26 protein-coding genes and 1 tRNA gene are annotated in these 25020 nt (G+C 67.6%); 17 read left to right on the top strand and 10 right to left on the bottom strand.

Annotated elements, in window-relative coordinates:
- Positions 1-262 precede the first annotated feature (262 nt).
- Positions 263-1183, top strand: a complete 921-nt coding sequence (locus ELQ92_RS10105) for a heme o synthase (RefSeq protein WP_128498840.1) — start codon at positions 263-265, stop codon at positions 1181-1183.
- Between the two features lie 127 nt (positions 1184-1310).
- Here the strand turns inward: ELQ92_RS10105 and ELQ92_RS10100 are convergent, their stop codons facing one another.
- The gene (locus ELQ92_RS10100) at positions 1311-2282 is read right to left on the bottom strand and encodes a COX15/CtaA family protein (RefSeq protein WP_128498839.1); all 972 of its coding nucleotides are present in this window, start codon (positions 2280-2282) and stop codon (positions 1311-1313) included.
- A 328-nt stretch (positions 2283-2610) separates the two neighbouring features.
- Here ELQ92_RS10100 and sufB point away from each other — a divergent pair, with 328 nt between their 5' ends.
- The 7 genes from sufB (at position 2611) to ELQ92_RS10065 (ending at position 9581) form a co-directional block, all read left to right on the top strand.
- Positions 2611-4029, top strand: coding sequence for a Fe-S cluster assembly protein SufB (gene sufB / locus ELQ92_RS10095; protein WP_128498838.1), 1419 nt, complete (start codon positions 2611-2613; stop codon positions 4027-4029).
- Entirely contained in the window at positions 4029-5252 is a 1224-nt protein-coding gene (sufD, locus tag ELQ92_RS10090) for a Fe-S cluster assembly protein SufD (protein ID WP_243694970.1), read from the top strand. Before sufB ends, sufD begins: the two co-directional genes overlap by 1 nt.
- Before the next feature lie 2 nt (positions 5253-5254).
- Positions 5255-5578 carry a non-heme iron oxygenase ferredoxin subunit gene (locus ELQ92_RS10085; RefSeq protein WP_128498837.1) on the top strand — a complete coding sequence of 108 codons (324 nt, stop codon included), beginning with the start codon at positions 5255-5257 and terminating at the stop codon, positions 5576-5578.
- A 4-nt stretch (positions 5579-5582) separates the two neighbouring features.
- Positions 5583-6347: a Fe-S cluster assembly ATPase SufC gene (sufC, locus tag ELQ92_RS10080; RefSeq protein WP_128498836.1), complete on the top strand. Its 765-nt coding sequence runs from the start codon at positions 5583-5585 to the stop codon at positions 6345-6347.
- Positions 6348-6351: 4 nt separating this feature from the next.
- Positions 6352-6681, top strand: coding sequence for a metal-sulfur cluster assembly factor (locus ELQ92_RS10075; RefSeq protein WP_128498835.1), 330 nt, complete (start codon positions 6352-6354; stop codon positions 6679-6681).
- A 58-nt stretch (positions 6682-6739) separates the two neighbouring features.
- Positions 6740-7900 (top strand): MalY/PatB family protein, encoded by a 1161-nt coding sequence (locus ELQ92_RS10070; protein WP_208004309.1) that lies wholly within the window; start codon positions 6740-6742, stop codon positions 7898-7900.
- Between the two features lie 82 nt (positions 7901-7982).
- On the top strand, positions 7983-9581 hold the full coding sequence (locus ELQ92_RS10065; RefSeq protein ID WP_128498834.1) for an ABC-F family ATP-binding cassette domain-containing protein: 1599 nt from the start codon (positions 7983-7985) through the stop codon (positions 9579-9581).
- A gap of 48 nt (positions 9582-9629) precedes the next feature.
- Here ELQ92_RS10065 and ELQ92_RS10060 read toward each other — a convergent pair whose 3' ends face one another.
- Genes ELQ92_RS10060 through ELQ92_RS10050 form a run of 3 tightly spaced genes read right to left on the bottom strand, consistent with a single transcriptional unit; the run spans position 9630 to position 11013 of the window.
- Entirely contained in the window at positions 9630-10481 is an 852-nt protein-coding gene (locus tag ELQ92_RS10060; protein ID WP_128498833.1) for an SURF1 family cytochrome oxidase biogenesis protein, read from the bottom strand.
- Entirely contained in the window at positions 10478-10702 is a 225-nt protein-coding gene (locus tag ELQ92_RS10055) for a hypothetical protein (RefSeq protein ID WP_128498832.1), read from the bottom strand. Before ELQ92_RS10055 ends, ELQ92_RS10060 begins: the two co-directional genes overlap by 4 nt.
- A complete protein-coding gene (locus tag ELQ92_RS10050; protein WP_243694969.1) occupies positions 10699-11013 on the bottom strand; it encodes a DUF3099 domain-containing protein in 315 nt (104 codons plus the stop codon). The genes ELQ92_RS10055 and ELQ92_RS10050 overlap by 4 nt, the downstream gene beginning before the upstream one ends.
- 134 nt (positions 11014-11147) lie before the next feature.
- On the opposite strand from ELQ92_RS10050, the gene ELQ92_RS10045 reads away from it, so the two are divergent.
- Positions 11148-11858: a beta-ketoacyl-ACP reductase gene (locus ELQ92_RS10045; RefSeq protein ID WP_128498830.1), complete on the top strand. Its 711-nt coding sequence runs from the start codon at positions 11148-11150 to the stop codon at positions 11856-11858.
- 18 nt (positions 11859-11876) lie between these two features.
- Here ELQ92_RS10045 and serB read toward each other — a convergent pair whose 3' ends face one another.
- Positions 11877-12548 carry a phosphoserine phosphatase SerB gene (gene serB / locus ELQ92_RS10040; RefSeq protein ID WP_128498829.1) on the bottom strand — a complete coding sequence of 224 codons (672 nt, stop codon included), beginning with the start codon at positions 12546-12548 and terminating at the stop codon, positions 11877-11879.
- Entirely contained in the window at positions 12545-13789 is a 1245-nt protein-coding gene (locus ELQ92_RS10035) for a glucose-1-phosphate adenylyltransferase (protein ID WP_128498828.1), read from the bottom strand. Before ELQ92_RS10035 ends, serB begins: the two co-directional genes overlap by 4 nt.
- Positions 13790-13834: 45 nt before the next feature.
- Between ELQ92_RS10035 and glgA the strand changes: the two genes are divergently transcribed.
- The 3 genes from glgA (at position 13835) to ELQ92_RS10020 (ending at position 16311) form a co-directional block, all read left to right on the top strand.
- A complete protein-coding gene (gene glgA, locus ELQ92_RS10030; RefSeq protein ID WP_128498827.1) occupies positions 13835-15019 on the top strand; it encodes a glycogen synthase in 1185 nt (394 codons plus the stop codon).
- Positions 15020-15060: 41 nt separating this feature from the next.
- Positions 15061-15843, top strand: coding sequence for an ABC transporter ATP-binding protein (locus ELQ92_RS10025; RefSeq protein ID WP_128498826.1), 783 nt, complete (start codon positions 15061-15063; stop codon positions 15841-15843).
- Positions 15844-16059: 216 nt separating this feature from the next.
- Positions 16060-16311, top strand: a complete 252-nt coding sequence (locus tag ELQ92_RS10020) for a type B 50S ribosomal protein L31 (RefSeq protein ID WP_128498825.1) — start codon at positions 16060-16062, stop codon at positions 16309-16311.
- 165 nt (positions 16312-16476) lie between these two features.
- Here ELQ92_RS10020 and ELQ92_RS10015 read toward each other — a convergent pair whose 3' ends face one another.
- Positions 16477-17178, bottom strand: coding sequence for a 3'-5' exonuclease (locus ELQ92_RS10015; RefSeq protein WP_128498824.1), 702 nt, complete (start codon positions 17176-17178; stop codon positions 16477-16479).
- A 103-nt stretch (positions 17179-17281) separates the two neighbouring features.
- Between ELQ92_RS10015 and ELQ92_RS10010 the strand changes: the two genes are divergently transcribed.
- Together ELQ92_RS10010 and ELQ92_RS10005 are read left to right on the top strand one after the other, a co-directional pair.
- Entirely contained in the window at positions 17282-18175 is an 894-nt protein-coding gene (locus tag ELQ92_RS10010) for an alpha/beta fold hydrolase (RefSeq protein WP_128498823.1), read from the top strand.
- Positions 18172-18768: a hypothetical protein gene (locus ELQ92_RS10005; protein WP_128498822.1), complete on the top strand. Its 597-nt coding sequence runs from the start codon at positions 18172-18174 to the stop codon at positions 18766-18768. The genes ELQ92_RS10010 and ELQ92_RS10005 overlap by 4 nt, the downstream gene beginning before the upstream one ends.
- 3 nt (positions 18769-18771) lie before the next feature.
- On the opposite strand, the gene ELQ92_RS10000 is transcribed toward ELQ92_RS10005, so the two are convergent.
- Positions 18772-19623, bottom strand: a complete 852-nt coding sequence (locus ELQ92_RS10000) for a Sir2 family NAD-dependent protein deacetylase (protein ID WP_128498821.1) — start codon at positions 19621-19623, stop codon at positions 18772-18774.
- Positions 19624-19723: 100 nt separating this feature from the next.
- Between ELQ92_RS10000 and ELQ92_RS09995 the strand changes: the two genes are divergently transcribed.
- Entirely contained in the window at positions 19724-20539 is an 816-nt protein-coding gene (locus ELQ92_RS09995; RefSeq protein ID WP_128498820.1) for a TrmH family RNA methyltransferase, read from the top strand.
- Between the two features lie 9 nt (positions 20540-20548).
- Here ELQ92_RS09995 and ELQ92_RS09990 read toward each other — a convergent pair whose 3' ends face one another.
- The gene (locus ELQ92_RS09990; RefSeq protein ID WP_128498819.1) at positions 20549-21361 is read right to left on the bottom strand and encodes an SGNH/GDSL hydrolase family protein; all 813 of its coding nucleotides are present in this window, start codon (positions 21359-21361) and stop codon (positions 20549-20551) included.
- Between the two features lie 79 nt (positions 21362-21440).
- Here ELQ92_RS09990 and ELQ92_RS09985 point away from each other — a divergent pair, with 79 nt between their 5' ends.
- Positions 21441-23270 (top strand): DEAD/DEAH box helicase, encoded by a 1830-nt coding sequence (locus ELQ92_RS09985; protein WP_243694968.1) that lies wholly within the window; start codon positions 21441-21443, stop codon positions 23268-23270.
- Between the two features lie 218 nt (positions 23271-23488).
- Here the strand turns inward: ELQ92_RS09985 and ELQ92_RS09980 are convergent.
- Positions 23489-23575 (bottom strand) — tRNA-Leu (locus ELQ92_RS09980).
- A gap of 98 nt (positions 23576-23673) precedes the next feature.
- Here ELQ92_RS09980 and ELQ92_RS09975 point away from each other — a divergent pair.
- Positions 23674-25002 (top strand): M20/M25/M40 family metallo-hydrolase, encoded by a 1329-nt coding sequence (locus ELQ92_RS09975; protein WP_128498818.1) that lies wholly within the window; start codon positions 23674-23676, stop codon positions 25000-25002.
- The last annotated feature ends 18 nt before the right edge of the window (positions 25003-25020 follow it).

Below are 25020 nucleotides of genomic sequence, written 5' to 3'. Positions count from 1 at the left end.
GACTGATCCTTCCCAATTCGGACCAGCGAACCGCGTTCGCCGGTCAGGCAATGGCGCGCTCGCGGCGCCGCCGTCGACATCGGGACGCGCCACCGCTTCGGCCAGCGAGAGTGGGATGTGCCCGACGCGGGGCGTTCCCCAGTATAGGGACGCCGTGGGCCCCCGGTCCTGATGTTGCGCCGGCCGACCGTGAGGAGTAATGGAGCCGGACGGCTTCGACATCACGTAGAATCGACGAGGACGAAAACCGGTTAGAGGAGCGATGAAGGCAGCCGTAGAAGAACGCGTCGGAACCGAGCAGATCGGATTCCGCCGGAAGGCGAAGGCCTACGTCGCTCTCACCAAGCCCCGCGTCATGGAGCTTCTGCTCGTCACGACGATCCCCGTCATGATCCTCGCCGAGGGGGGCCTGCCGCACTGGTGGCTCATCCTCGCGACCGTCTTCGGAGGAGCGATGAGCGCGGGGTCCGCCGCTGCCTTCAACATGTACATCGATCGTGACATCGACAAGGTCATGAAGCGGACGAAGAACCGGCCTCTCGTGACGGGCGAGTTGTCCCCGCATGAGGCGCTCGTCTTCGCCTGGACGCTCGCGATCGTGTCGACGGTCTGGTTGCTCGCGGCGACGAATCTGCTCGCGGCGTCTCTGTCGGTCGCCGCGATCGCCTTCTACGTGTTCGTCTACACGCTCTGGCTCAAGCGCCGGACGTCTCAGAACATCATCTGGGGCGGGATCGCCGGGTGTTTTCCGGTCCTGATCGGATGGGCGGCCGTGACGAACTCGCTCTCGTGGGCTCCCGTCATCCTCTTCGGCGTGGTGTTCCTCTGGACCCCGCCCCACTACTGGCCGCTCTCGATGAAGTACCGCGAGGACTACAAGTCGGTCGGAGTGCCCATGCTCGGCGTCGTGCGCGGACGTGCGCAGGTGGGGCTCCAGGTCATCCTCTACACGTGGGCGACCGTCGCCTGTTCGCTGCTGCTCATCCCGGCCGCCGGTATGGGCGTCGTCTACACCGTCACGGCCGTCGCCGTCGGCATCTGGTTCATCTACGAGACCCACCGGCTGTACAACCTCGCCATCCGGCACGAGGCGGTCTCACCGATGCGCGTCTTCCACGGCTCGATCAGCTACCTGACGGTGCTCTTCCTCGCCATCGCGATCGATCCGCTGCTGCCCTTCTGATCGAGTCGGACTCCTGGTCGACGATCTCGTCAGCCGCCGACGGCTCGAGGCTCGAGACGGCATCCCGCTCCTCGGCCCCGTTCCACCATCGGCGGTGGGGGAGCCGACCCGAGCTGGGGGCCGACGGTCAGTTCGAGGCGCCGCCGGAGACCGGTTGACGCTCGGCCTCGATGACCGTGGTCGGCACAGTGCTCTTCAGCGAGAGGATCACGGCCGTCATCGCCGCGGTCAGCAGGCAGGCGAGGACCATATGGATCCCGACGAGAATCTCCGGGAGACCGAGCCGGGCCTGGGTGACTCCGACGATGATCTGCACGATCTCGATGGCGAGCAGCCACAGCGCGAACGTCCGCGTGCGCGGCCGCGGCGGGAAACGGAGCGCACCGACGACGAGCACGAGTGTGAGTGCGAGAGTGACGTAGGCGGGCCAGCTGTGGACGTGCTGCAGCAGTTCGGGGTCGAGGCCGTTACGGGCGGCACCGCCGTCGCCAGCGTGCGGTCCGGATCCCGTCGTCAGAATCCCGACCACGACCGTGACGGCCACGAAGAACGACGTCACGTGGGCGACCCCGGCGTACCATCCCGGTGCCACCCGCGCGCGCGGACCGGGCCGCTCGTAGACGCGGTAGACGAGCACAGCGGCGAGGACGACGAGGACGACACTCAGGACGAAGTGGAGACCCACGACGTACGGGTTGAGTCCGCTCAGCACCGTGATGCCGCCCACGATGGCCTGCAGGAACACGCTCGCCGCGGGAATGATCGTGAGAACGAAGAGGTCGCGACGCTCGTGACGGTACTTGATCACGTACAACACGGCGATGATCGCGATGATCTCGACCACGAAGAACAGGGTGCGGTTGCCGAACTCGATGATGCCGTGGATACCCATCTCCGGCGTGGTCACGAAAGACTCAGCGGTACACCGGGGCCAGGTGGGACAGCCGAGACCGGCACCGGTCAGCCGGACCGCGCCGCCCGTGCCGACGATGATCGTCTGCGCCACGAAGTTCGCCCACGCGATGACGCGCACGCGCCGGTCCACGCCCGTCGGCAGCCAGCTCCAGAATCGTTGCAGTGTTCCCGTGGGGGCGTTCATCTCGACTTCTTCCTCGGATCTTTTGCTGAAAGCCCGCCCGGACATCGTCCCGTTCGCATGCCGCACCCTGTAGAATCGGGGGGTTGAGGCCGGGACCGGATCGGCTGGTGTTCGCGGAGAAGACTCTCCCGAACGGCGACGGTCCGATCGGTGCTTCCACACTCATTCTACGAAGACGACGGGGTCTTCCGGACCATGCCCGCTGAGAGTCGGCTCCGGTAACGGAGCCCATGACGGGGAGGCCGTGCTACGGCGCGGCGACGCTTGATCGGCCCGGGAATGCGTGCTCGCACGCACCCGTTGTCGATGAGAGGAGAGAAAGGTAGCCATGTCTGACGTCCTGATCGATCGCCCAGAGCTCGAGAGCCTCGGCGTGTACGAATTCGGCTGGTCCGACTCGGACGTCGCGGGAGCGTCCGCGCGCCGTGGCGTATCCCCGGAGGTCGTCGCGGACATCTCGCGACTGAAGGACGAACCGGAGTGGATGCTCAAGCGGCGCCTCCGTGGGCTCGACCTCTTCGGCCGCAAGCCCATGCCGACCTGGGGTGCCGATCTCTCGGAGATCGACTTCGACAACATCAAGTACTTCGTGCGGTCGACCGAGCGCCAGGCGGCGACGTGGGAAGAGCTGCCCGACGACATCAAGAACACGTACGAGCGCCTCGGCATCCCCGAGGCGGAGCGCCAGCGCCTCGTCGCGGGCGTCGCGGCCCAGTACGAGTCCGAAGTGGTCTACCACCAGATCAACGAGGAACTCGAGCGCCAGGGTGTCATCTTCATGGACACCGACACCGCGCTCAAGGAGCACCCCGAGTTCTTCGAGGAGTACTTCGGGACGGTCATCCCCGCAGGCGACAACAAGTTCGCCGCCCTCAACACGGCCGTCTGGTCGGGCGGTTCCTTCGTCTACGTCCCGCCGGGTGTTCACGTCGAGATCCCGCTGCAGGCCTACTTCCGGATCAACACGGAGAACATGGGCCAGTTCGAGCGGACGCTCATCATCGCCGACGAGGGCAGCTACGTCCACTACATCGAGGGCTGCACGGCCCCGATCTACAAGTCGGACTCGCTGCACTCCGCCGTCGTGGAGATCGTCGTCAAGAAGAACGCCCGTGTGCGCTATACGACCATCCAGAACTGGTCGAACAATGTCTACAACCTCGTCACCAAGCGCGCGATCGCCCAGGAGGGCGCGACGATGGAGTGGATCGACGGGAACATCGGGTCGAAGGTCACGATGAAGTACCCGTCCATCTACCTCACGGGCGAGCACGCCAAGGGCGAGACGCTCTCGGTCGCTTTCGCCGGTCCCGGACAGCACCAGGACGCCGGTGCGAAGATGATCCACATGGCCCCGTACACGCAGTCGTCGATCGTCTCGAAGTCGATCGCCCGCGGTGGGGGACGTGCGGGATACCGCGGGGAGGTGCGGGTCGACGCGAACGCCCACCACTCGGCGAACACGGTCCGTTGCGACGCGCTGCTCGTGGACACGATCTCCCGGAGTGACACGTATCCGGCGATCGACATCCGCGTCGACGACGTCCAGCTCGGCCACGAGGCGACCGTGTCGCGCGTGAGCGAGGAGCAACTCTTCTACCTCATGTCGCGCGGCATGCCCGAGGACGAGGCCATGGCCATGATCGTCCGCGGCTTTATCGAGCCCATCGCTCGAGAACTGCCCATGGAATACGCACTCGAACTCAACAAGCTCATCGAGATGGGCATGGAAGGATCCGTCGGCTAGTGACGACTGCAGTGCCGGCTGGGGCCCCCAGCCAGACCCTCGAATCCACCGGTCAACACGGTTTCCGCGCGCACAGCGACGGTGCCGGCGCCTTCGTGCCGGTGCAGACCCGCTCTGAGCGGTTCACCTCGACCGATGTCGACGCTTTCGGCGCCGTCACGGGACGTGAGCAGTCCTGGAAGCTGACGCCGGTCGCTCGCGTCGCCGACCTCATAGACGGTGAGCTCGACGGTGCCGCCTACCGCGTCGACGCCGACCAGGTCGACGGTGTGTCCGTCACCTGGGCGGCGGTCGACGCAGTGGAGCGCGGACGCGCCGGAACTCCCGAGGAACGGGCCGCCGCCAACGCGTGGTCCCAGACGCGCGAGGTTCTCCGGATCGACGTCTCCGGTGAGGAGAAGAAGCGTGCGACGATCCGGCGCGCGGACCTCGACTCGACACCGCGGGCGGCGCACACCGTGATCACCGCCGCTCCGTTGAGCCGGGGCCTCGTGATCCTCGACAGTGTCGGTCGAGCGAAGCTCACCGAGAACGTCGAGATCATCGTCGGAGATGGAGCGGACCTCACCGTCGTCAGTGTGCAGGGCTGGGACGACGACGCTCTCCACCTCGCCGCGCACTTCGCGACGGTCGGTCGTGACGCGAAGCTCAAGCACGTGGTGGTGTCGCTCGGCGGTTCCGTCGTCCGCGTGAATCCCTCGACGCACCTCGGTGCCGAGGGCGGGGACGTCGAGGCCCTCGGCTTGTACTTCTCCGACGCCGGTCAGCACCTCGAGCAGCAGGTGTACGTCCACCACGACGCCCCGCACACGAAGAGCCGCGTCACGTACAAGGGTGCGCTTCAGGGCGAAGGTGCCCGGTCCGTGTGGATCGGCGACGTGCTCATCGGACAGAAGGCGACGGGCACCGACAGCTACGAGCAGAACCGCAACCTCGTCCTCACGGACGGGACACGCGCCGACTCCATCCCGAACCTCGAGATCGAGACGGGCGACATCGCCGGCGCCGGGCACGCGAGTGCCACGGGGCGCTTCGACGACGAGCAGCTCTTCTACCTGCAGGCCCGAGGCATCGGCGAGGACGAGGCGCGTCGTCTCGTCGTTCGCGGATTCCTCACCGAGGTCGTGCAGCAGATCGGCGACCCCGAGCTGCAGGAGCGACTCGATGCGGCGATCGAGGCGGAGCTCTCGGGCACCGATCTCCTCGCAGCCGGAGAGCACTGACGATGCAGGAGAAGGTGTGCGCGGTGGCCGACCTGGCCCCGAATCAGGCGCGTCGTGTCGTCGTCGGTGGTGCTCCCATCGCCCTCGTGCTCGATGGTGATGGCGCGGTGCACGCGATCGGCGACACCTGCACCCATGGTGACATCTCCCTCTCGGAGGGATTCGTCGAGGACTCGACGCTCGAGTGCTGGGCCCACGGCTCGAAATTCGAGCTCACCACCGGTAAGCCGCTGACGCTGCCGGCCTACGAACCCGTTCCCGTCTACGAGGTCGAACTCCGAGACGGCGACATCTACATCGACCCGACCGCAACGAAAGTGATCTAGCGACATGGCTGTACTCGAAATCCGCGACCTCCACGTGAGCGTGGAGACCGACCAGGGCACGAAGCCCATTCTGAAGGGCGTCGACCTGACGATCCGCGAGGGGGAGACGCACGCGATCATGGGGCCGAACGGCTCCGGCAAGTCGACTCTCGCGTACACGATCGCCGGGCACCCGAAGTACACCGTCGAGTCGGGCACGATCTCACTCGACGGCGAGGACGTGCTCGCGATGAGTGTCGACGAGCGCGCCCGGGCCGGGCTCTTCCTGGCGATGCAGTACCCCGTCGAGATCCCGGGTGTGACCGTCACGAACTTCCTCCGCACGGCCAAGACCGCCGTCGACGGCGAGGCGCCGTCCGTCCGCAGTTGGATCAAGGACGTGCGAGAGTCGATGTCGAACCTGCGTATGGACTCCTCCTTCGCGGAGCGCAACGTCAACGAGGGCTTCTCGGGCGGCGAGAAGAAGCGCCACGAGATCCTCCAGCTCGAATTGCTCAAGCCCACGTTCGCCGTTCTCGACGAGACCGACTCCGGCCTCGACGTCGACGCGCTCAAGATCGTGTCCGAAGGCGTCAACCGGGCCAAGGAGAACACGGGGCTCGGCGTCCTGCTCATCACCCACTACACGCGCATTCTCCGCTACATCAAGCCGGACTTCGTGCACGTCTTCGTGGCCGGCAGGGTCGCGGAGCAGGGTGGCCCCGAACTCGCGGACCGTCTCGAAGAAGAGGGATACGATCGCTATCTCTCCGACGCTCCCGTAGCATAACGTCATGGTAACGACGCTCGCTCCCGACAAGTTCGACCAGGTCGAGGAAGCCCTCAAGGACGTCATGGACCCCGAGCTGGGGATCAACGTCGTCGACCTCGGTCTCATCTACGACCTCGGATGGGACGACGAGAACAACGCGCTCGTCATCCACATGACGCTCACCTCCGCCGGATGCCCGCTCACGGACGTCCTCGAGGAGCAGACCGCCGAGGCCCTCGACGGCGTCGTGGACGCCTTCCGCATCAACTGGGTCTGGATGCCGCCGTGGGGTCCCGAGCGGATCACCGACGACGGTCGCGACATGATGCGGGCGCTCGGCTTCGCCATCTGACCAACTCGAGTCCGACCGGTACGCGCCGGTCGGATTCGTCGTCACGAAGGGGGAGTGCATGATTGAGCTTCCGGCGGCGCCTCTCGGCGTGCTCCGCTCACGCACGAGCGAGAAGTGGCGAGGGTTCCCGCCCGACGTCATCCCGATGTTCGTCGCCGAGGCGGACTTCCCCCTCGCCGAGCCCATCGCCGACGCGCTGCATGCGGCGATCGAGCGAGGCGACACCGGCTACGTTGCCTCGCGGACCGAACTGCCGCGAGCCTTCGCCGCCTTCGCCGAGAGGCGATGGGGGTGGTCGCTCGAAACGGCCCACGTCCAGACGACCGCGGACGTGAGCATGGGGATCGTCGAGATGCTTCGACGCATCGAGGTCGGCTCGGGCGTCGTCATGACTCCGCCCGTCTACCCGCCGTTCTACCTGCTCGCCGAGGAGGCGGAAGTCCCCGTCGTCGACGTGCCTCTGACGACCGATGGGTCCCTCGACCTCCCGGGCATCGAGGGAGCGTTCCGCGGGGGTGCCCGTGCGCTCCTGCTGTGCAATCCGCACAACCCGCTCGGGCACCCGCACGCGGTCGCGTCGCTCGCCGCCCTCGCCGACCTGGCGGACAGCTTCGGCGCCACGGTCATCAGTGACGAGATCCACGCGCCCTTGACCCACTCGGACGCGGTCTTCACCCCGTGGCTCGCCGTGTCCGACGCTTCGCGCCGGACGGGTTTCGCGCTGCACTCGGCGAGCAAGGCGTGGAATGTCGCGGGGCTCAAGTGCGCGATGATGATCGCCGACGACCCGGAGCGGTCCGGATTCCTCCGCTCCCTTCCCGACGAGGTCGCGTGGCGGACGGGGCAGTTCGGCGTCATCGCGAGTATCGCCGCTTATGACCACGGCGAGGAGTGGCTTGATCGCGCGCTCCTCACGATCGAGCGCAATCGGCGGACCCTCGCGACCCGGCTCGGTGCGGAGTTGCCCGTCGTCCGTGTCCACGAACCGCGCGCCGGATACCTCTCCTGGGTCGACTTCGGCGCGATCGGATGGACGCGCGATCCCGCCGACGTGATCCTCGAGCGGGCGCGCGTCGCTCTTCGCACCGGGAGCGACTTCGGTCCGGGCGGAGCAGGTCACGTCCGCGTCAACCTCGCGTGCGATCCGGCGCTGCTCGACGAGGCCCTCGACCGCATCGTGTCGGTCGTGCAGGCCGACCTTCCCGGTTCCACGTCGTAGACTGGGGGGCTGACCCCCTCTTCTCCACCACACCGTCCAGTGCGGCGCACCGCCGTGCGCCCGGGCGAGAAACGGACACACCGTGCTGAGCGTTCACGACCTCGAGATCCGCGTGGGAGCGCGCGTACTCATGGAGGGCGTCGACTTCCGGGTGTCCGACGGTGACAAGATCGGGCTCGTGGGGCGGAATGGCGCGGGGAAGACGACCCTCACGAAGGTGCTCTCCGGGGAACTCATGCCGAACGCCGGCACGGTCGAAATGAGCGGTGAGCTGGGCTACCTGCCGCAGGACCCGCGCTCGGGCGACCCCGAGGAGCTCGCGCGGACGCGGATCCTCAACGCGCGTGGTCTCGGCGACATCGTCCTCGGTATGCAGGAGTCGACTCTCGCCATGGCCTCGCCCGACGAGGCGGTGAGCGGCGCGGCGATGAAGCGCTACGGCAACCTCGAGGAGCGCTTCCACATGCTCGGGGGCTATTCGGCGGAGGCTGAGGCCGCGTCGATCGCGAGCAATCTCAACCTGCCGGATCGCATCCTCGACCAGCAGCTCAAGACGTTGTCGGGCGGTCAGCGCCGTCGCATCGAACTCGCGCGCATCCTGTTCTCCGACGCGCGGACCATGATCCTCGACGAGCCGACGAACCACCTCGACGCCGACTCCGTCGTCTGGCTTCGCGATTTCCTCAAGAGCTACACCGGCGGCTTCATCGTCATCAGCCACGACATCGAACTCGTGGGGGAGACCGTCAATCGCGTCTTCTACCTCGATGCGAACCGTCAGGTCATCGACACCTACAACATGAACTGGCGCAATTACCAGAAGCAGCGCGAGGCCGACGAGGAGCGCCGGAAGAAGGAGCGGGCGAACGTCGAGAAGAAGGCGACGACGCTGCAGCTCCAAGCCGCCCGTTTCGGTGCGAAGGCCTCGAAGGCCGCTGCGGCGCACCAGATGGTCGCTCGCGCCGAGAAGATGCTCGCGGGCCTCGACGACGTGCGCGCCGTCGATCGCGTCGCGAAGCTCCGGTTCCCGCAGCCGGCCCCGTGCGGCCGCACGCCGCTCATGGCCTCGAACCTCTCGCGCTCCTACGGCTCGCTCGAGATCTTCACCGCCGTCGACCTCGCGATCGACCGTGGGTCGAAGGTCGTCATCCTCGGCTTCAACGGCGCCGGAAAGACTACACTCCTGCGGATCCTCGCGGGCGTGGACAAGCCCGACACGGGGCAGATCGAGCCGGGTCACGGCTTGCGGATCGGGTATTACGCCCAGGAGCACGAGACGCTCGACGTCAAGAGGTCCGTCCTCGAGAACATGGTCTCGGCGTCGCCCAACATCACCGAGACCGAGGCGCGCAAGGTGCTCGGGTCGTTCCTGTTCACGGGTGACGACTCGCACAAGCCGGCCGGTGTGCTCTCCGGCGGCGAGAAGACACGCCTCGCCCTCGCCATGATCGTCGTCTCGGGAGCCAACGTGCTCCTGCTCGACGAGCCCACGAACAACCTCGACCCGGCGAGCCGCGACGAGATCCTCGATGCGCTCGCCCACTACGAGGGGGCCGTCGTCCTCGTGAGCCACGACGAGGGTGCCGTCGAGGCCCTGAACCCGGAGCGGGTGCTCATCCTCCCCGATGGCGTCGAGGACCACTGGAACAAGGACTACGCCGAACTCATCAGCCTCGCCTGATCGCGCGCTCCCGACGATCGCGCTCGGCGGGCCGCGAGCCCGTCGTCGCTATGGCCGAGGGGCAGTCGCATCGAGGAGTTCGTCTTCGACGTCGGCGTCGGTGCGCCTCTGCCTCCGTTTGTACTCGCGCAGTCCCGCGCGCCGCTGCTCCTCGGGGTCGTCGGCATTGAGCGCCCGATATTCCTGACGGACCGCGTAGCCGAGGAAGACGAAGCCGAGGATGCCGAAGATGAGCCACTGGAACGCGTACGACAAGTGGGCGCCCTCGTCGGGCACGGGACGGTCGACCGAAGCCGGGCGAGGTTCCACCGGGGCCGGCGACTCGTCGGCGAGGATCCCGTAGGCCCCCGTGTAGGTAGGCTCGCCCACGCGCTCGGCGAGGTCGGGCAAGTGGATCGTCGCGATCTGACCGTCGCCCGCACCGCGATTCGCCACCGTCGGTTCTCCGGGCCTCAGACGAGCGGTCACGGTGACGGTGCCGCTCGGGGCTTCCGGGATCACGTCCGGAAGATCCTGCTCGTTGCCGGTCGGTAGCCAACCGCGGTCCACGATGAAGACGTTCCCATCCGACGTGCGGAACGGGACGAGTACGTCGAAGCCCGGTTGGCCTCCGCGCGGGCGATTGCGGACGAGCACCTGCTCCTCCGCGAGATAGGTCCCCTCGAGGATCACCGGTCGCCATTCGTCGCCCGGATCGAAGGAGCTGAGTTCCGGGAGGACCTCGGTGACGTCGACCGGTTGCGCGTCGAAGTTGTCATCGACCAGGGCGATTTCCGACGTCTTCTCCGCCCGTCTCGCCAACTGCCAGTTCGACAGCAGGACGCAGACGATCGCGAAGACGATCGCGACGGCGAGGTAGCCGAACCAGCGGCGGCTGATCGCGAAGCGCCACTTGTTCACGACGAGGCCCTCGGCTCGAGAGGGCGCACCGTGACGGGGAAGTCGCGGGCTCCGAGGAAGTCCCGGAGGTAGCCGACGTGCTCGTCGCATGCGAGCCACACCTTGGTGCGCTCGGGGCCGTGGATGCGGGGATTGCGCCATTCGACGCGGGACGACGCCTCCGCGCGGCAGCCCGCCCGCGAGCACGTGTGTCGATCGGGCTCGGTTCCGAGCCCGATCACCGGTCGTCTCCGGCCGGCCGATCCGGCATCGGAGGAAGGTCCTCCGGCAGCGGCTCGATCGCCCGGTACGGGACGGGGCCCGGCGCGTCGACGCGCCCGGCCCTGTTGTCGCTGACGTTCGCGAGCACCACGGCGATGTAGGGGAGCACGATCGCGCCGAGGGCGAAGACCCACATCCACCATCCGGGCACGACGAAGACGAGCACGATGCACGCCATCCGAACGCTCATCGCGATCGAATACTTGCGCATCCTGCTCCGGCGCTCCTCGTCTGGCGACACCGGGAGGGAGGTGATGGATGGTTGTTTCATCGTCATGAACAGCCTACGTCCATCTCCTAGGCTGTAAGGCGGCCGGGGCAACCTTCACGGCCCCCTTGCATCCTCGAATCGGCTCCTCCGACCACCGGATGCCCGCACTCGCACGATCGCTCGGATTGGATCTCATGACTACTGCACGCACCGTCCTCGTCACCGGCGGAAACAGGGGCATCGGCTTCTCGATCGCCGAGGAGTTCGTCGCGGCCGGCCACCGCGTCGCCGTGACCGCCCGATCCGGATCGGGACCGGAGGGCGCGCTCACCGTGCGCGCCGACGTGACCGACACGGCCTCCGTCGATGCGGCTTTCGCGGAGGTCGAGCGAGAGCTCGGACCGGTCGAGGTGCTCGTCTCGAACGCGGGCATCACTGCCGACACCCTCATCATGCGTATGTCCGACGACGACTTCGATCGCGTCGTCGACACGAATCTCGGCGGGTCCTTCCGCGTCGTCAAACGAGCGTCCAAGGGGATGCTCAAGGCGCGCTTCGGGCGCATCGTGCTCATCTCGAGCGTTGTCGGCCTCTACGGCTCTCCCGGCCAGGTGAACTACGCGTCGTCGAAGGCAGGCCTCGTCGGCATGGCGCGTTCGATCACGCGCGAACTCGGCGCGCGCGGCATCACGGCGAACGTCGTCGCACCGGGCTTCATCGAGACCGACATGACGGATGCGCTGCCCGCAGAGCAGCGGGCCGAGTACTTGAAGTCCATCCCGGCCGGTCGGTATGCGACGGCGTCGGAGGTCGCGAAGGTCGTCGCATGGCTGTCGAGCGATGACGCGGGCTACATCTCGGGCGCGGTCATCCCCGTCGACGGAGGCCTCGGTATGGGTCACTGACCCGACCTCGCCCGGGCGTCACGCCCGGGGGAGTCCGAGCAGGGGGAGCACGGCGGAGAGGTCTCGATCTCGGAGGACGACGTCTGCCGCCGCGCGCACCGCCGGCTTCGCGTCGAAGGCGACGCCGAGACCCGCGGCCGCCATCATACGGAGGTCGTTCGCACCATCTCCGATCGCGACGGTCCGCTCGAGTGGGATCCCCCAGCGGGAGGCCCAACCGCGCAAGGCGACGGCCTTCGCCTCCGCATCGACGATCGGTCCGTCCACGCGTCCGGTCAGCGCACCCTCGTCCGTTGCGAGACGATTGGCCTTCCAATCGTCGAGTCCGAGCCGAGAGGCGAGCGGGTCGAGCAGCTCGTGGAAGCCCCCCGAGACGACGCAGACCGCTCCGCCCGCAGTGTGCACGCCCGCGACGAGTTCAGCCACGCCCGTGGTCACGACGATGCGTGGCGCGACCCTGTCGAACACTCCGACCGTCAGTCCCTCCAGGGTCGCGACCCGTTCGATGAGGCTCGCCGAGAAATCGAGCTCACCCCGCATGGCCCGTTCGGTGACTCGAGCCACGTGGTCGACCGTTCCGGCCTCTTCGGCGAGCAGCTCGATCGCCTCGTTCTCGATGAGGGTCGAGTCGACGTCGAGCACGACGAGGAACGCCGGCGTCGGCGCGTCGGCGGATGGAACAGCGGTCACGGGACGACCCTGACCCCCTTGCCCACCACAGTGAGCCCGGAGTCGGTCACGGTGAATCCGCGTGCGCGGTCGCGATCGTGGTCGACGCCGATCTGCGCACCGGGCTCGACGACGACCTCCTTGTCGAGGATGGCGCGTTGCACGACGGCATCGGGGCGGATCGTCACCCGGTCGAACAGTACGGAATCGACGACCGTCGCGCCGGACTCGATGAGGGCCCACGAGCCGAGCACGCTGCGTTCGATGTGCGCCCCGGAGATGAGCGAACCGAGCGAGACGATCGAGTCGATCGTCTCGCCGAGGTTGCCGCGGGCGTCGCGGACGAACTTCGCCGGCGGCGAGTTCAACTGCTGCGAGAAGATCGGCCACGCCGCGTTGTAGAGATTGAAGATCGGCAGCGTCGAGATGAGGTCCTGGTGGGCCTCGAAGAAGCTGTCGATGGTTCCGACGTCGCGCCAGTAGGCGCGGTCGCGATTCGTCGAGCCGGGGACGTCATTGCGCTTGAAGTCGTAGACGCCGGCCTGACCATTGCCAACGAAGTAGGGCACGATGTCGCCGCCCATGTCGTGGTTGGACGTCGTCGATTCGCCATCGACGGTGACGGCCTCGATGAGGGCGTCGGCGTCGAACACGTAGTTGCCCATCGAGGCGAAGACCTCGTGGGGCGCGTCGGCGAGACCCGTCGCATTGATGGGCTTCTCGAGGAACTCGCGGATCGCGGTCGGGTCGTCCGGCTGCACGTCGATGACGCCGAACTGGTCGCTCAACTCGATCGGCTGACGGATCGCGGCGACGGTCGCCGGCTTGCCGGAGGCGATGTGCGCCTCGATCATGTCGTTGAAGTCCATGCGGTAGACGTGATCCGCACCGACGACGACGACGATGTCGGGCTTCTCGTCGCGGATCAGGTTGAGGCTCTGGAGGATCGCATCTGCGGAACCCGAGAACCACCGCTTCCCGAGACGCTGCTGCGCCGGGACGGAGGCGACGTAGGAGTTCAGCAGGCCCGAGAGTCGCCAGGTCTGCGAGACGTGGCGGTCGAGGCTGTGCGACTTGTACTGCGTCAGCACCACGATCTGGGTGAGACCGGAGTTGATGAGATTCGACAGGGCGAAGTCGATGAGCCGGTACTGACCGGCGAAAGGCACTGCGGGTTTCGCGCGGTCGGCCGTGAGGGGCATGAGTCTCTTGCCCTCACCGCCGGCGAGGACGATTCCGAAGACCTTCTTCGTTGCAGGCATGCCCCCACCCTAGAGGAGGAGTGGGAGGTGTACTACCGTCGGAGAATGCGAGTCGACCTGCTGACACGGGAGTATCCACCGGAGATCTATGGGGGAGCGGGGGTGCACGTCACCGAGCTCGTGAAGGCCCTGAGGGCCGACATCGACGTCTCCGTCCGTTGCTTCGGCGCCGATCGAGAGGCACCGGATACGTACGCCTACCGAGTCCCCTCTGAGCTATCGTCGGCGAACGCGGCGATCGGGACGCTTGGGACCGACCTGCAGATGGCGCAGGACTGCGCGGGTGCCGATCTCGTGCACTCCCACACCTGGTACGCCAATGGCGCCGGACACATCGCGAGCCTCCTGCACGGCATTCCGCACGTTGTCACGGCGCACAGCCTCGAGCCGCTCCGGCCGTGGAAGGCCGAGCAACTCGGGGGCGGATACCGGGTGTCGAGCTGGATCGAGAAGACGGCGTTCGAATCGGCGGCGGCCGTCGTCGCCGTGAGTGGCGGGATGCGCGCGGACATCCTCCGGAGCTACCCGGGGCTTGATCCTGCGAAAGTCGAGGTGATATACAACGGCATCGACCTCGACGAATGGCGTCCCGTCGACGATCCCGACTTCGTGCGTGCCTCGGGTATCGACCCGGACAAGCCGTCGATCGTGTTCGTGGGGCGCATCACCCGCCAGAAGGGATTGCCGTACCTGCTCAGGGCCGCGAAGGCCCTTCCGGACGACGTCCAGCTCGTGCTGTGCGCCGGCGCCCCCGACACCCCCGAGATCCTCGCGGAGGTCGAAGCGGGAGTCCGGGAACTCCAGCAGACGCGATCAGGAGTCGTGTGGATCGATCGGATGCTCGCGCGCCGCGAACTGTGCGCGATCCTCACGAGCGCCACGGCCTTCGTCTGTCCCTCGGTGTACGAGCCGCTCGGAATCGTGAATCTCGAGGCGATGGCCTGTGGCGCTCCGGTCGTGGGATCCGCGACGGGAGGCATCCCCGAGGTCGTCGCGGACGGTGAGACCGGGCTCCTCGTCCCGATCGAGCAGGTCACCGACGGAACGGGAACACCGGTCGACCCTGACCGGTTCGTGACGGATCTCGCCGATGCGCTCACTCGGATCGTGGCAGACCCACGAGCGGCCGACATGGGAGCCGCTGGACGGAAGCGGGCGGAGGAGATGTTCAGTTGGCAGCGCATCGCGGACGACACGCGCGCCCTGTACGCCGCGGTCTCCGGGCGTTGATCGGGCGGTATCGGACGCGCGCGGCCGATAGGCTAGAGAGCATGTCGTCGGTTCTCGATCTCTCAGCTGTGTCCGTCGTCCGCAACGGCAATTCCATCCTCCACGATGTGGACTGGACGGTCACCGACGATCAGCGGTGGGTCATCCTCGGTCCGAACGGCGCGGGGAAGACGACGCTGCTCCAGCTCGCCTCGAGCTTCATGTTCCCGACGAGCGGCACCGTCGAGCTCCTCGGAAATCGCCTCGGGCGTGTCGACGTCTTCGAGATGCGGTCGCGGGTGGGTCTCGCGTCGACGGCGATGTCGCGACGCATCCCCTCGACGGAGACCGTCCTCGACGTCGTCCTCACGGCGGCTTACGCCGTGACAGGGCGCTGGAACGAGTCGTACGAGGACATCGACCTCAAGCGTGCCCACCGCGTTCTCGCGGAATGGCGACTCGACGGCCTCGCCGATCGACACTTCGGGTCGCTGAGCGACGGCGAGCAGAAGCGTGTCCAGATCGCGCGGAGCGTGATGACGGACCCCGAGCTCCTGCTCCTCGACGAGCCCGCCGCGAGTCTCGACCTCGGTGCCCGAGAGGAACTCGTCGGGTTGTTGAGCGGTTTCGCGCGCGCCGACGACTCACCTGCCATCGTGATGGTCACGCACCACGTCGAGGAGATCCCGCCGGGATTCACGCACGCCCTCCTCATCTCGGGAGGCGGGATCGTCGCGAGCGGACCGATCTCGGAGTCGCTCACCTCCGAGAGCCTCACGGCGACGTTCGGACTCTCCATCGAACTCGACGAGCGCGACGGGCGTTTCTCGGCTCGCGCGGTCTGACCGTGTCCCCGGAGATCGCACAAGGTCACGGGATTCTGATAAACTCGACAGTCGGGCTCGCTCGCCGCTCGGCAGCGCCGTAGCCTCGCGAGGCGAACAGGCGTCCGACACCGATTGGATCGTCGGCGAACATCGCTCCTCCGGAGGGGTGCTCGATCCCACCTGTACGGACTCCAGCCGTGCTCGACCACAACAACGTATGAACAAGGACCTCCGATGAAGACTGACATCCACCCGACGTACAACGCCGTCGTTTTCCGCGACCTCGCCTCGGGCGCGTCGTTCCTCACGCGTTCCACGGTGTCGAGCGACAAGACCGTCGAGTGGGAGGACGGGAACACGTACCCCGTCATCGACGTCGAGATCTCGTCCGAGTCGCACCCGTTCTACACGGGCAAGCAGCGCATCATGGACTCGGCCGGTCGCGTCGAGAAGTTCAACCAGCGCTTCAAGAACTTCGGCAAGTAGGTCGTCCGCGGCAGTGCCGCGCATGACCGAGTCGGATGGCCGGTTCCTTCGGGAACCGGCCATTCGCGTCTGTGCGGACGGTTCCGGCCGTGCCGACCCGCCGAGGGAACGGAGCGGCTGGACCGGCGGTCGGGGCGGCAACGTCCGCCCGAAGCGCCGGCGTCGTCAGCGCACGGGCCAGAGGCCGGACGTGACGAATTGCGGGTCCTTCGTGCGGCGCATGTAGTCCTGAAAACTCTCGGCCTGCGAACGGCACCAGTCGACTTGGAGACCGTGCAGGTGATGCGCGGCGACATCGAGCGCTTCGGCGTAGACGCGGGCGATCGCTTGAGCGACACGACCGGCGGCGATCGCGTCGGAACTCGCCTCATGCGCCGACAACAGATCGACTCCGTAGAAACCGGCGGCCGCCGCGAGGGTCCTCTTGCCGCGACGATAACGGTCGACCGCCTTGTCGATCACGAGTGGGTCGATGATCGGTGCGGGCTCGTGGATCGGCTCGTGTCCGTGACGGCGCGCTTCCGCCGCCAAGAGGGAGAGATCGTACGGCGCGTTGTAGATGACGACGGGGATCCCCGCGTCGAACAGCGCGTTGAGTTCGTCGATGATCTCGGCGACCACCGTCGCGGCCGGACGACCCTCGGCTCGGGCTCGTTCCGTCGAGATCCCGTGGACCGCCGTGGCCTGCTCGGGAATCGGCACACCCGGATCGGCGAGCCAGTCCCGGCTACGGACGACGTGCCCGTCGGCATCGAGAAGGCCGACATGCGCGCTCACGATGCGGGCTGTGCTCGTATCGAGCCCGGTCGTCTCGAGATCGAAGACCCCGAGGGTCGACCACCACGGGGAGGGTGTTTCGCTGTCCACGTTGTCACGATAAACGGCACCACCGACGCGGGACCGTCAGCAGCCGGGCGAGTCGGAGCTCGAGTCGTCCCGGCTTCGCCGTGACCCCTAAACTGGAGGTCCCATGGTCGCGACTTCCCCCTACGAGGCTCTGCTGCGCCGCGTCCCCGTCACCGAGCACGCGACGACGGTGCTCGAGAGCTCAACGGCCTGGTGGGAGTACGGTCGACCGGACGCGCCGATCACGGTCGTCCTCGTCCACGGGTTCAGAGGCGACCATCACGGTCTCGAGCCCGTCGTCGCCCACCTCGACGGGTACCGACTCATCGCTCCCGATCTGCCGGGGTTCGGATCGTCGGCCGCCCTCGCCGACGGCCACGACATCGCAGGCTACTCCCGGTGGTTGCGCGCATTCGTCGCCGCCGTCGCGCCGGGGGGAGGGGCGATCGTGCTCGGCCACTCGTTCGGCTCGATCGTCGCGTCGACGGCCGTCGCCGACGGGCTCGAGACCCCGGCTCTCATTCTCGTGAATCCCATCGCGGCTCCCGCACTCTCCGGGCCCCGCGGCGTCCTCACACGGCTCGCGGTGTTCTATTACTGGATCGCCGCCGCGCTTCCCGAACGCCTGGGCTTCGCCCTCCTGCGCAATCGCGTCATCGTCCGGGTCATGAGCGAGGCTATGGTGAAGACGCGCGAGAGATCGCTGCGGGCGTGGATACACGCGCAGCACCAGCTCTACTTCTCGGGCTTCGCGTCGCGGCGCGTCGTGCTCGAGGCGTTCAGGGCGTCCGTGTCGAACGACGTGAGCATGGTCGCCGAGCGGATCGGCGTCCCGACCCTTCTCGTGGCCGCCGAGCGTGACGACATCACGCCCGTCGCCGCTCAGCACCGGCTGCGGGACCTGTTCGCGGACGCCGAGCTCGAGGTCATCCCGTCCGTCGGTCACCTGATCCATTACGAGGTTCCGGCGGCCGCGGCCGGTCACATCGATTCCTTCCTGTCACGGAGACGCCGGTGAGGATCCTCGTCGACTGCCGCTGGACGACGGACGACCCCGACGACCCGCTCTCGAATGCGACGCGCGGGATCATGGCGGCTCTCGTCCGTCGACGACCGGTCACGATGATCATCTCCGATCACCGCCAATTGACGCTGCTGCCGGACGCCCCCTGGCAACTCCTGCGGAGCCCCGACGACCCGCGCGAGCTGCTCACGGCACTCGGGCTCAACACCGTGAAACCCGACGTCGTGTTCTCTCCTGCGCCGATGTGGGGCAGCGTCGGTCGACGCTACGCGCTCGTCACCGGCCTCGGAGTCGACGCGCGGCGCAGTCTTGCCAGGCGGCGCGCATCGGGGCCGGCGGTGGGTCCGCTCACGTGGTTGCGGATGATCCCGCTCCTGCGACGGCTGCTCCTCGCCCGCGCCGACGCGATCGTGACGACGTCGTCGTCGGCCCAGCGGACCGCGATCGGTGCGAGCCGAACCCGGCAGCCCGTTGTCGCTCTCGCCCCCCGGGACATCGGAACAGCCGACCCGACGGCCTGGGCGGAACCCGCCGAGCGGCTCCTCGAGGTGTTCGCAGCCCTCGCCGGGCCGTCACGCCGACGATGACGGTCAGGCCAGCAGGCCGTCCGCGATCGCGCTGAGCGTCTCGGACGCGCCGGCGTCGATCTTCACCGTCGCGCGCGCGTCGCCCTTCGTCACGCCGCGATTGACGATGACGACGGGCTTCCGAGCCCGGCGCGCCTGCTCGAGCAACCGGATCCCCGAGTTGACGACGAGCGACGAGCCCGCGATCACGAGGACGTCGGCGCTCGAGACGAGTTGCGTCGCCTCCTCGAACTTGACGCGGGGGATGAACTCGCCGAAGAAGACGATGTCGGGCTTCAAAATTCCGCCGCACACCGTGCACACGGGGATGTCGAACGAATCGATCCCCGACACGATCACATCGCCATCCGGTCCGAGCTCCTCCTCCTCGGCGAGGTCGAAGTCGGGGTTCTGCTGGACCATCCGATCGGCGATGCTGTCGCGGCTGAACATCTGGCCACACGTGAGGCAGCGCACTTGCTCCATCGAACCGTGCAGATCGACGACGCGGCGTGAACCCGCGCGGAGGTGGAGGCCGTCGACGTTCTGCGTGACGACCCCCGCCGACAGCTCTGCGGCCTCGAGACGGGCGATCGCGCGGTGCCCCTCGTTCGGCGTCACTGACGCGAAGCGTCGCCAGCCGCGGTGCGAGCCGGCCCAGTAGCGGCGGCGGAAGCCCTCGTCGAGGAGGAACTGGCCAACGTTCATCGGCGTGCGCTTGGGCGCTCCCTCACCGCGGTAGTCGGGTATCCCCGAGTCGGTGCTGACGCCCGCGCCGGTGAGGAACACGGAGAGGCGCCCGTCGAGGAGTTCGATGGCCCGCTCGATTCCGTCTACCGACGTATCGTCCGTGTGTGATCCGACGAGTGCCGTCATGGAACCTCCCGACTCTCGAACCTGACACGATGGTAAACGCATCGTCTTACGGTTTTGTTTCCGACACCGGTCGCGGGGTGCAGCGACGAGGAGGTTCCGCATGCGCGTCGAACGCATTTCCGCCGACGGACTCGACGACCTCGCCGACTATTCGCGCCTCACGGACGTCGCGCTGCGGAAGAAGACGGAGCCGGAGGGTGGCCTGTACATCGCCGAGTCGACCAAGGTCATCGGTCGGGCGATCGGTGCGGGGCACCGCCCGCGCAGTGTTCTGCTGCAGGAGAAGTGGCTGCCGGACGTCGAGCCGCTCCTCGAGCCGTTCCCCGACGTCCCGGTCTACGTCGGTGAGTCGGACGTTCTCGAGGCCCTCACGGGCTTCCACCTGCATCGCGGCGCCCTCGCCGCGATGCACCGACCACCGTTGAGATCGGTCGAGGACGTCCTCGCGGGCGCGCGGCGGGTCGTCATCCTCGAGGACATCGTCGACCACACGAACGTCGGGGCCATTTTCCGGTCCGTCGCGGGGCTCGGTGCCGACGCGGTGCTTGTGAGCGAGCGGTGCGCCGACCCGCTGTACCGGCGGAGCGTGCGCGTCAGTATGGGGACGGTGCTCCAGGTGCCGTGGACGCGCCTTCCGGACTGGACGACATCGCGGCGGATCCTCGACGACGCGGGCTTCCACGTCGCGGCGCTCGCCCTGTCCGACGAGGCCACAGGTCTCGACGCGTTCGAGCGCAATCCTCCCGAGCGGCTGGCGATCGCGCTTGGGACGGAGGGCGACGGGCTGAGCCGTGCGGCCCTCGCGGCGGCGGACACCGTGCTCACGATCCCCATGCTTCACGGCGTCGACTCGCTCAACGTCGCCTCGGCGAGCGCCGTCGCGCTCTGGTCGCTGCGCGTCCGCGACGAGCACTGACCGAGCGCTTCAGTCCTCGCGGAGCTCGGCCGGCTGCACGAGCGGACCGGCGATCGGCCGCTTCGCACTGATCGCGTCGCCGGAGGACTGGTGCCGGAACCGGCGGACCACCCACGGGACGAGGTACTCCCGTGCCCACTGGACGTCTTCGCTGCGGACCGCGCGTCGCGAGCGCTCGGGGAACGGTTCCGGTTTCATCGGCTCGAGGCTGTTCTCGACCCCCAGGGCGTCGAGGACCATTCGCGCGACGGTATGGTGCCCGATCGCGTTGAGGTGCAGCCGGTCGGGAGCCCACATCCGCTGGTCCTGAATCTCGGTGAGCGCCCACTGGTCCGCGACGATGCAGCCGAACTTCGCTGCGATGCTGCGGATGTTCTCGTTGTAGATGGCGACCTTGCCCCGGATACTGCGGAACACGGGGGAGAAGCCGACGTCGACGCCCGTGAACACGACGATCGTCGCGCGATCGGCGGCGAGACTCTCGATCGCCGTCTCGAACTTCGCCGCGATCTCGTCCGGGTCGGTTCCGGGGCGGAGGACGTCGTTGCCTCCGGCCGAGATCGAGATGAGGTCGGGTCGCAACTGGACGGCCGGCTCGATCTGTTCGTCCATGATCTGCTGGATGAGCTTGCCGCGCACGGCGAGGTTGGCGTAGGCGAACGCGGGGTTGCCCGTCGCGAGGACCTCGGCGACGCGGTCGGCCCAGCCGCGATGCCCGCCCGGCGCGTTCGGCTCAGGGTCGCCGATGCCCTCCGTGAACGAGTCGCCGAGTGCGACGTAGCGCGACCAGGGGTGCAGTGGCTCGTCTCCTGTCTCCGACACGCGGACCTCCTCATAGCCGTCCCCCCCAGCGTAGCGAGGTCGTCACCGGGTGTCGGGAGAGTCGTCTAAGGTACTGCGAGTGGATGCGGACAGAGTGACGGAGAACGGGGAGTCCGGCCCCCGCATCGGCACCGCGGCAGCAGAGCATCTGTCCCCGGCGTTCCCGGAGCGAGCGGCCTGGGGCACCGTCAGCAAGCTACGCGCGTGGCAGGCCGAGGCGATCGACGCGTACTTCCGATCGGAGCCGCGCGACTTCCTCGCGGCGGCGACGCCGGGAGCGGGCAAGACGACGTTCGCCCTCCGGCTCGCGGCGGAACTCCTCTCGCGCCGTACCGTCGATCGCGTGACGGTCGTCGCACCCACCGAGCACCTCAAGAAGCAGTGGGCGGAGGCCGCGCACCGCGCGGGCATCCGGCTCGACCCCGAGTTCAGCAACAGAGCCGGAGCCGTCGGTCGCCACTACCACGGGGTCGTGGTGACCTACGCACAGGTCGCCATGCGGGCCTCACTGCATCAGGACCTGACGGCGTCGTCGCGAACGCTCGTGGTCCTCGACGAGGTCCATCACGGTGGCGACGCACTCAGCTGGGGTGATGCGATCCGCGAGGCGTTCTCGCCCGCCGTCCGCCGACTCTCGCTCACCGGGACGCCGTTCCGGTCGGACACGGCTCCGATTCCCTTCGTGACGTACCTCCCGGATCGCGACGGCATCCGCACCTCGGTCACGGACTACGACTACGGCTACGGCCGCGCACTCGCCGACGGCGTCGTCCGTCCCGTCATCTTCATGGTCTACGCGGGACACATGCGCTGGCGCACGAGCACGGGTGACGAGATGGAGGCGCGCCTCGGCGAGGGCAACACGAAGGACATCACGTCGCAAGCGTGGCGCACGGCGCTCGATCCGGCGGGGGAGTGGATCCCGTCCGTCCTGAGGGCGGCTGACCGCCGGCTGACGGAGGTCCGTCACGGCATCCCGGATGCGGGAGGACTCGTCATCGCGACCGACCATTTCGCCGCGAAGGCGTACGCGACGATCCTCGAGAACCTCACGGGAGAGGCGCCGACGGTCGTGCTCTCGGACGACGCCGAGGCGAGCGCGAAGATCGATTCGTTCTCGGCGGGGACGAGTCGCTGGCTCGTCGCCGTCCGGATGGTGAGCGAGGGCGTCGATGTGCCGCGTCTCGCCGTCGGCGTCTACGCCACGTCCGCCTCGACGCCGCTGTTCTTCGCCCAGGCGATCGGCCGCTTCGTGCGTGCACGTCGCCGCGGTGAGACGGCGAGCGTCTTCCTGCCGAACGTCCCGCAGCTCATGACACTCGCCTCCGAGTTGGAGCGTGCTCGCGATCACGCGCTCGATCGGCGACAGGACCCGAATGCCGAGGGCGACCTGTGGAATCCCGAGGACGCCATGGTGGAGGCGGCCAACCGCTCCGACACGGCGTCCGACTCGCTCATGGGCGAGTTCCGGTTCGAGGCCATCGGCTCGGACGCGACGTTCGATCGTGTCGTCTTCGACGGCGACGAGTTCGGGTCCTACGCCGTGCCGGGCACGGAGGAGGAGCTCGACTTCATCGGCATCCCAGGTCTGCTCGAGCCCGAACAGGTCCACGAGCTGCTGACGCAACGCCACCAGCGGCAGGCGCGGCGCATCGACGGCAAGCGCAAGCAGCAGCCGCCCGCCCCGGAATCCGAGCAGCCGCCGCCCGCGCTCTATCGCACCCTGAAGGAGCAGCGGAGCCTCCTCAACAGCCTCGTCGGCCTCTACGCGAAGAACACGAACGAGCCGCACGGCCTGATCCACGCCGAACTACGGCGTGCGTGCGGCGGACCGGCGGTGGCGCAAGCGAGCGTTACGCAGTTGCAGGCGCGTATCGACTACCTCCGGAAACGCCTCGGCAGCCACTGAGTGGCTCGCGTCACGGTCCGAGAGCGCCGTGTGCCCCTTCGGCAGGCTCAGGGACCGCCCGTCGACAGGCTCAGGGACCGCACCGATATGTTGCGGGAGAGGTGGCGACAATCGGACGTGTATCCAGCACCTGCCATCGGGTGACTGCCCCAAGGTCTGCCGCGGCGCTCAAAAACAGAGAAGGCCCGGATCTTCCGATCCGGGCCTTCCAACTCACGTGCGCGAGGGGGGACTTGAACCCCCACGCCCATTAATAGGGCACTAGCACCTCAAGCTAGCGCGTCTGCCAATTCCGCCACCCGCGCGAGTTGTTTCGACACTCTCTTCGAGCGCCGAGAAACGACGATAGCACGAAATCGGACGCTGTTTTCACACCCCTCGACCCAGCGGGTAGCGTGGTGGCATGTCCCCTTCCTCCGAGCCCCTGTCGACGCCCGAGCTCGAAGGCGACGAGACCGTGAAGGTCGCGCGCGATCTCATCCGATTCGACACGACGAACTACGGCGAGGGGAAGGCGAATCCCGAGACGGAGGCGGCCGAGTACGTGGCCGCGTTCCTTCGGGACCTGGGTCTCGAGCCCGAGCTCATCGATTCGGAGCCCGGTCGGACGAGCGTCATCGCTCGCGTGTCCGGTCGACGAGGAGGCACTCCCGGCCTCGTCGTGCACGGTCATCTCGACGTGGTTCCCGCGGACCCGCGTAACTGGACGGTCGATCCGTTCGCGGGGGAGATCCGTGACGGGATGCTCTGGGGTCGCGGGGCGGTGGACATGAAGAACATGGACGCCATGATCCTGACCGCGGTCGCCGATATCCTTCGCAGCGGGCGCAGCCCGGAGCGCGACCTCGTCCTCGCCTTCTTCGCCGACGAGGAGAACGGTGGTGTCTACGGCTCGCAACACCTCGTGAAGACACGGCCCGATCTCTTCGCGGGGGCGACGGAGGCCATCAGCGAGGTCGGTGGTTACTCGATCACTCTCGGCGGTCGCCGTGCGTATCTCATGCAGACGGCGGAGAAGTCGCTCGTCTGGATCCGCCTGCGCGCCCGCGGTGTCGCGGCCCACGGGTCGCGTGTGATCGAGGACAACGCGGTCACGAAGCTCGCGGTCGCCGTCGCTGCGCTCGGGCGAACCGAGTGGCCCATCCGGCTCACGGAGACGACGACAGCACTCATCGGGGAACTCGCGTCGATCCTCGGAGTGGACCCCGAGAAGACGGGCCCGGATGAGATCGCGATCGCGACGGGTACCGCGGCCGGATTCATCCGTGCCTCGCTCCGTACGACGAGCAACCCGACCCTTCTCGAGGCCGGCTACAAGCACAACGTCATCCCGGACGTCGCGACGGCGCTCGTCGACATCCGCACCCTCCCGGGTGAGGAGGACGACGTCCTCGCGCAGGTCCGCGACATCATCGGCGACGACATCGAGATCGAGATCGTCCAGCAGGACATCGGCCTCGAGACGCCGTTTGCCGGTCCGCTCATCGATGCGGCGGTCGCGACGCTGCGCAAGCACGACCCTGAGGCCGCTGTGCTGCCGTATATGCTCTCCGGGGGGACCGACAACAAGGCGCTCTCGCGACTCGGCATCACGGGTTACGGGTTCGCGCCGCTGCGCCTCCCGGAGCACGTCGACTTCCCGGCGATGTTCCACGGAGTGGATGAGCGGGTCCCGCTCGAGTCGCTCGTCTTCGGCCGCCGCGTCCTCGAGGACCTGTTGAGCACGTACTGACCGTCAGGAGAGCCCGGT

It is taken from the genome of Labedella populi (assembly GCF_004078655.1).
GTDB lineage: Bacteria > Actinomycetota > Actinomycetes > Actinomycetales > Microbacteriaceae > Labedella > Labedella populi.
This window is presented reverse-complemented; position numbering and strand designations above follow the sequence as displayed.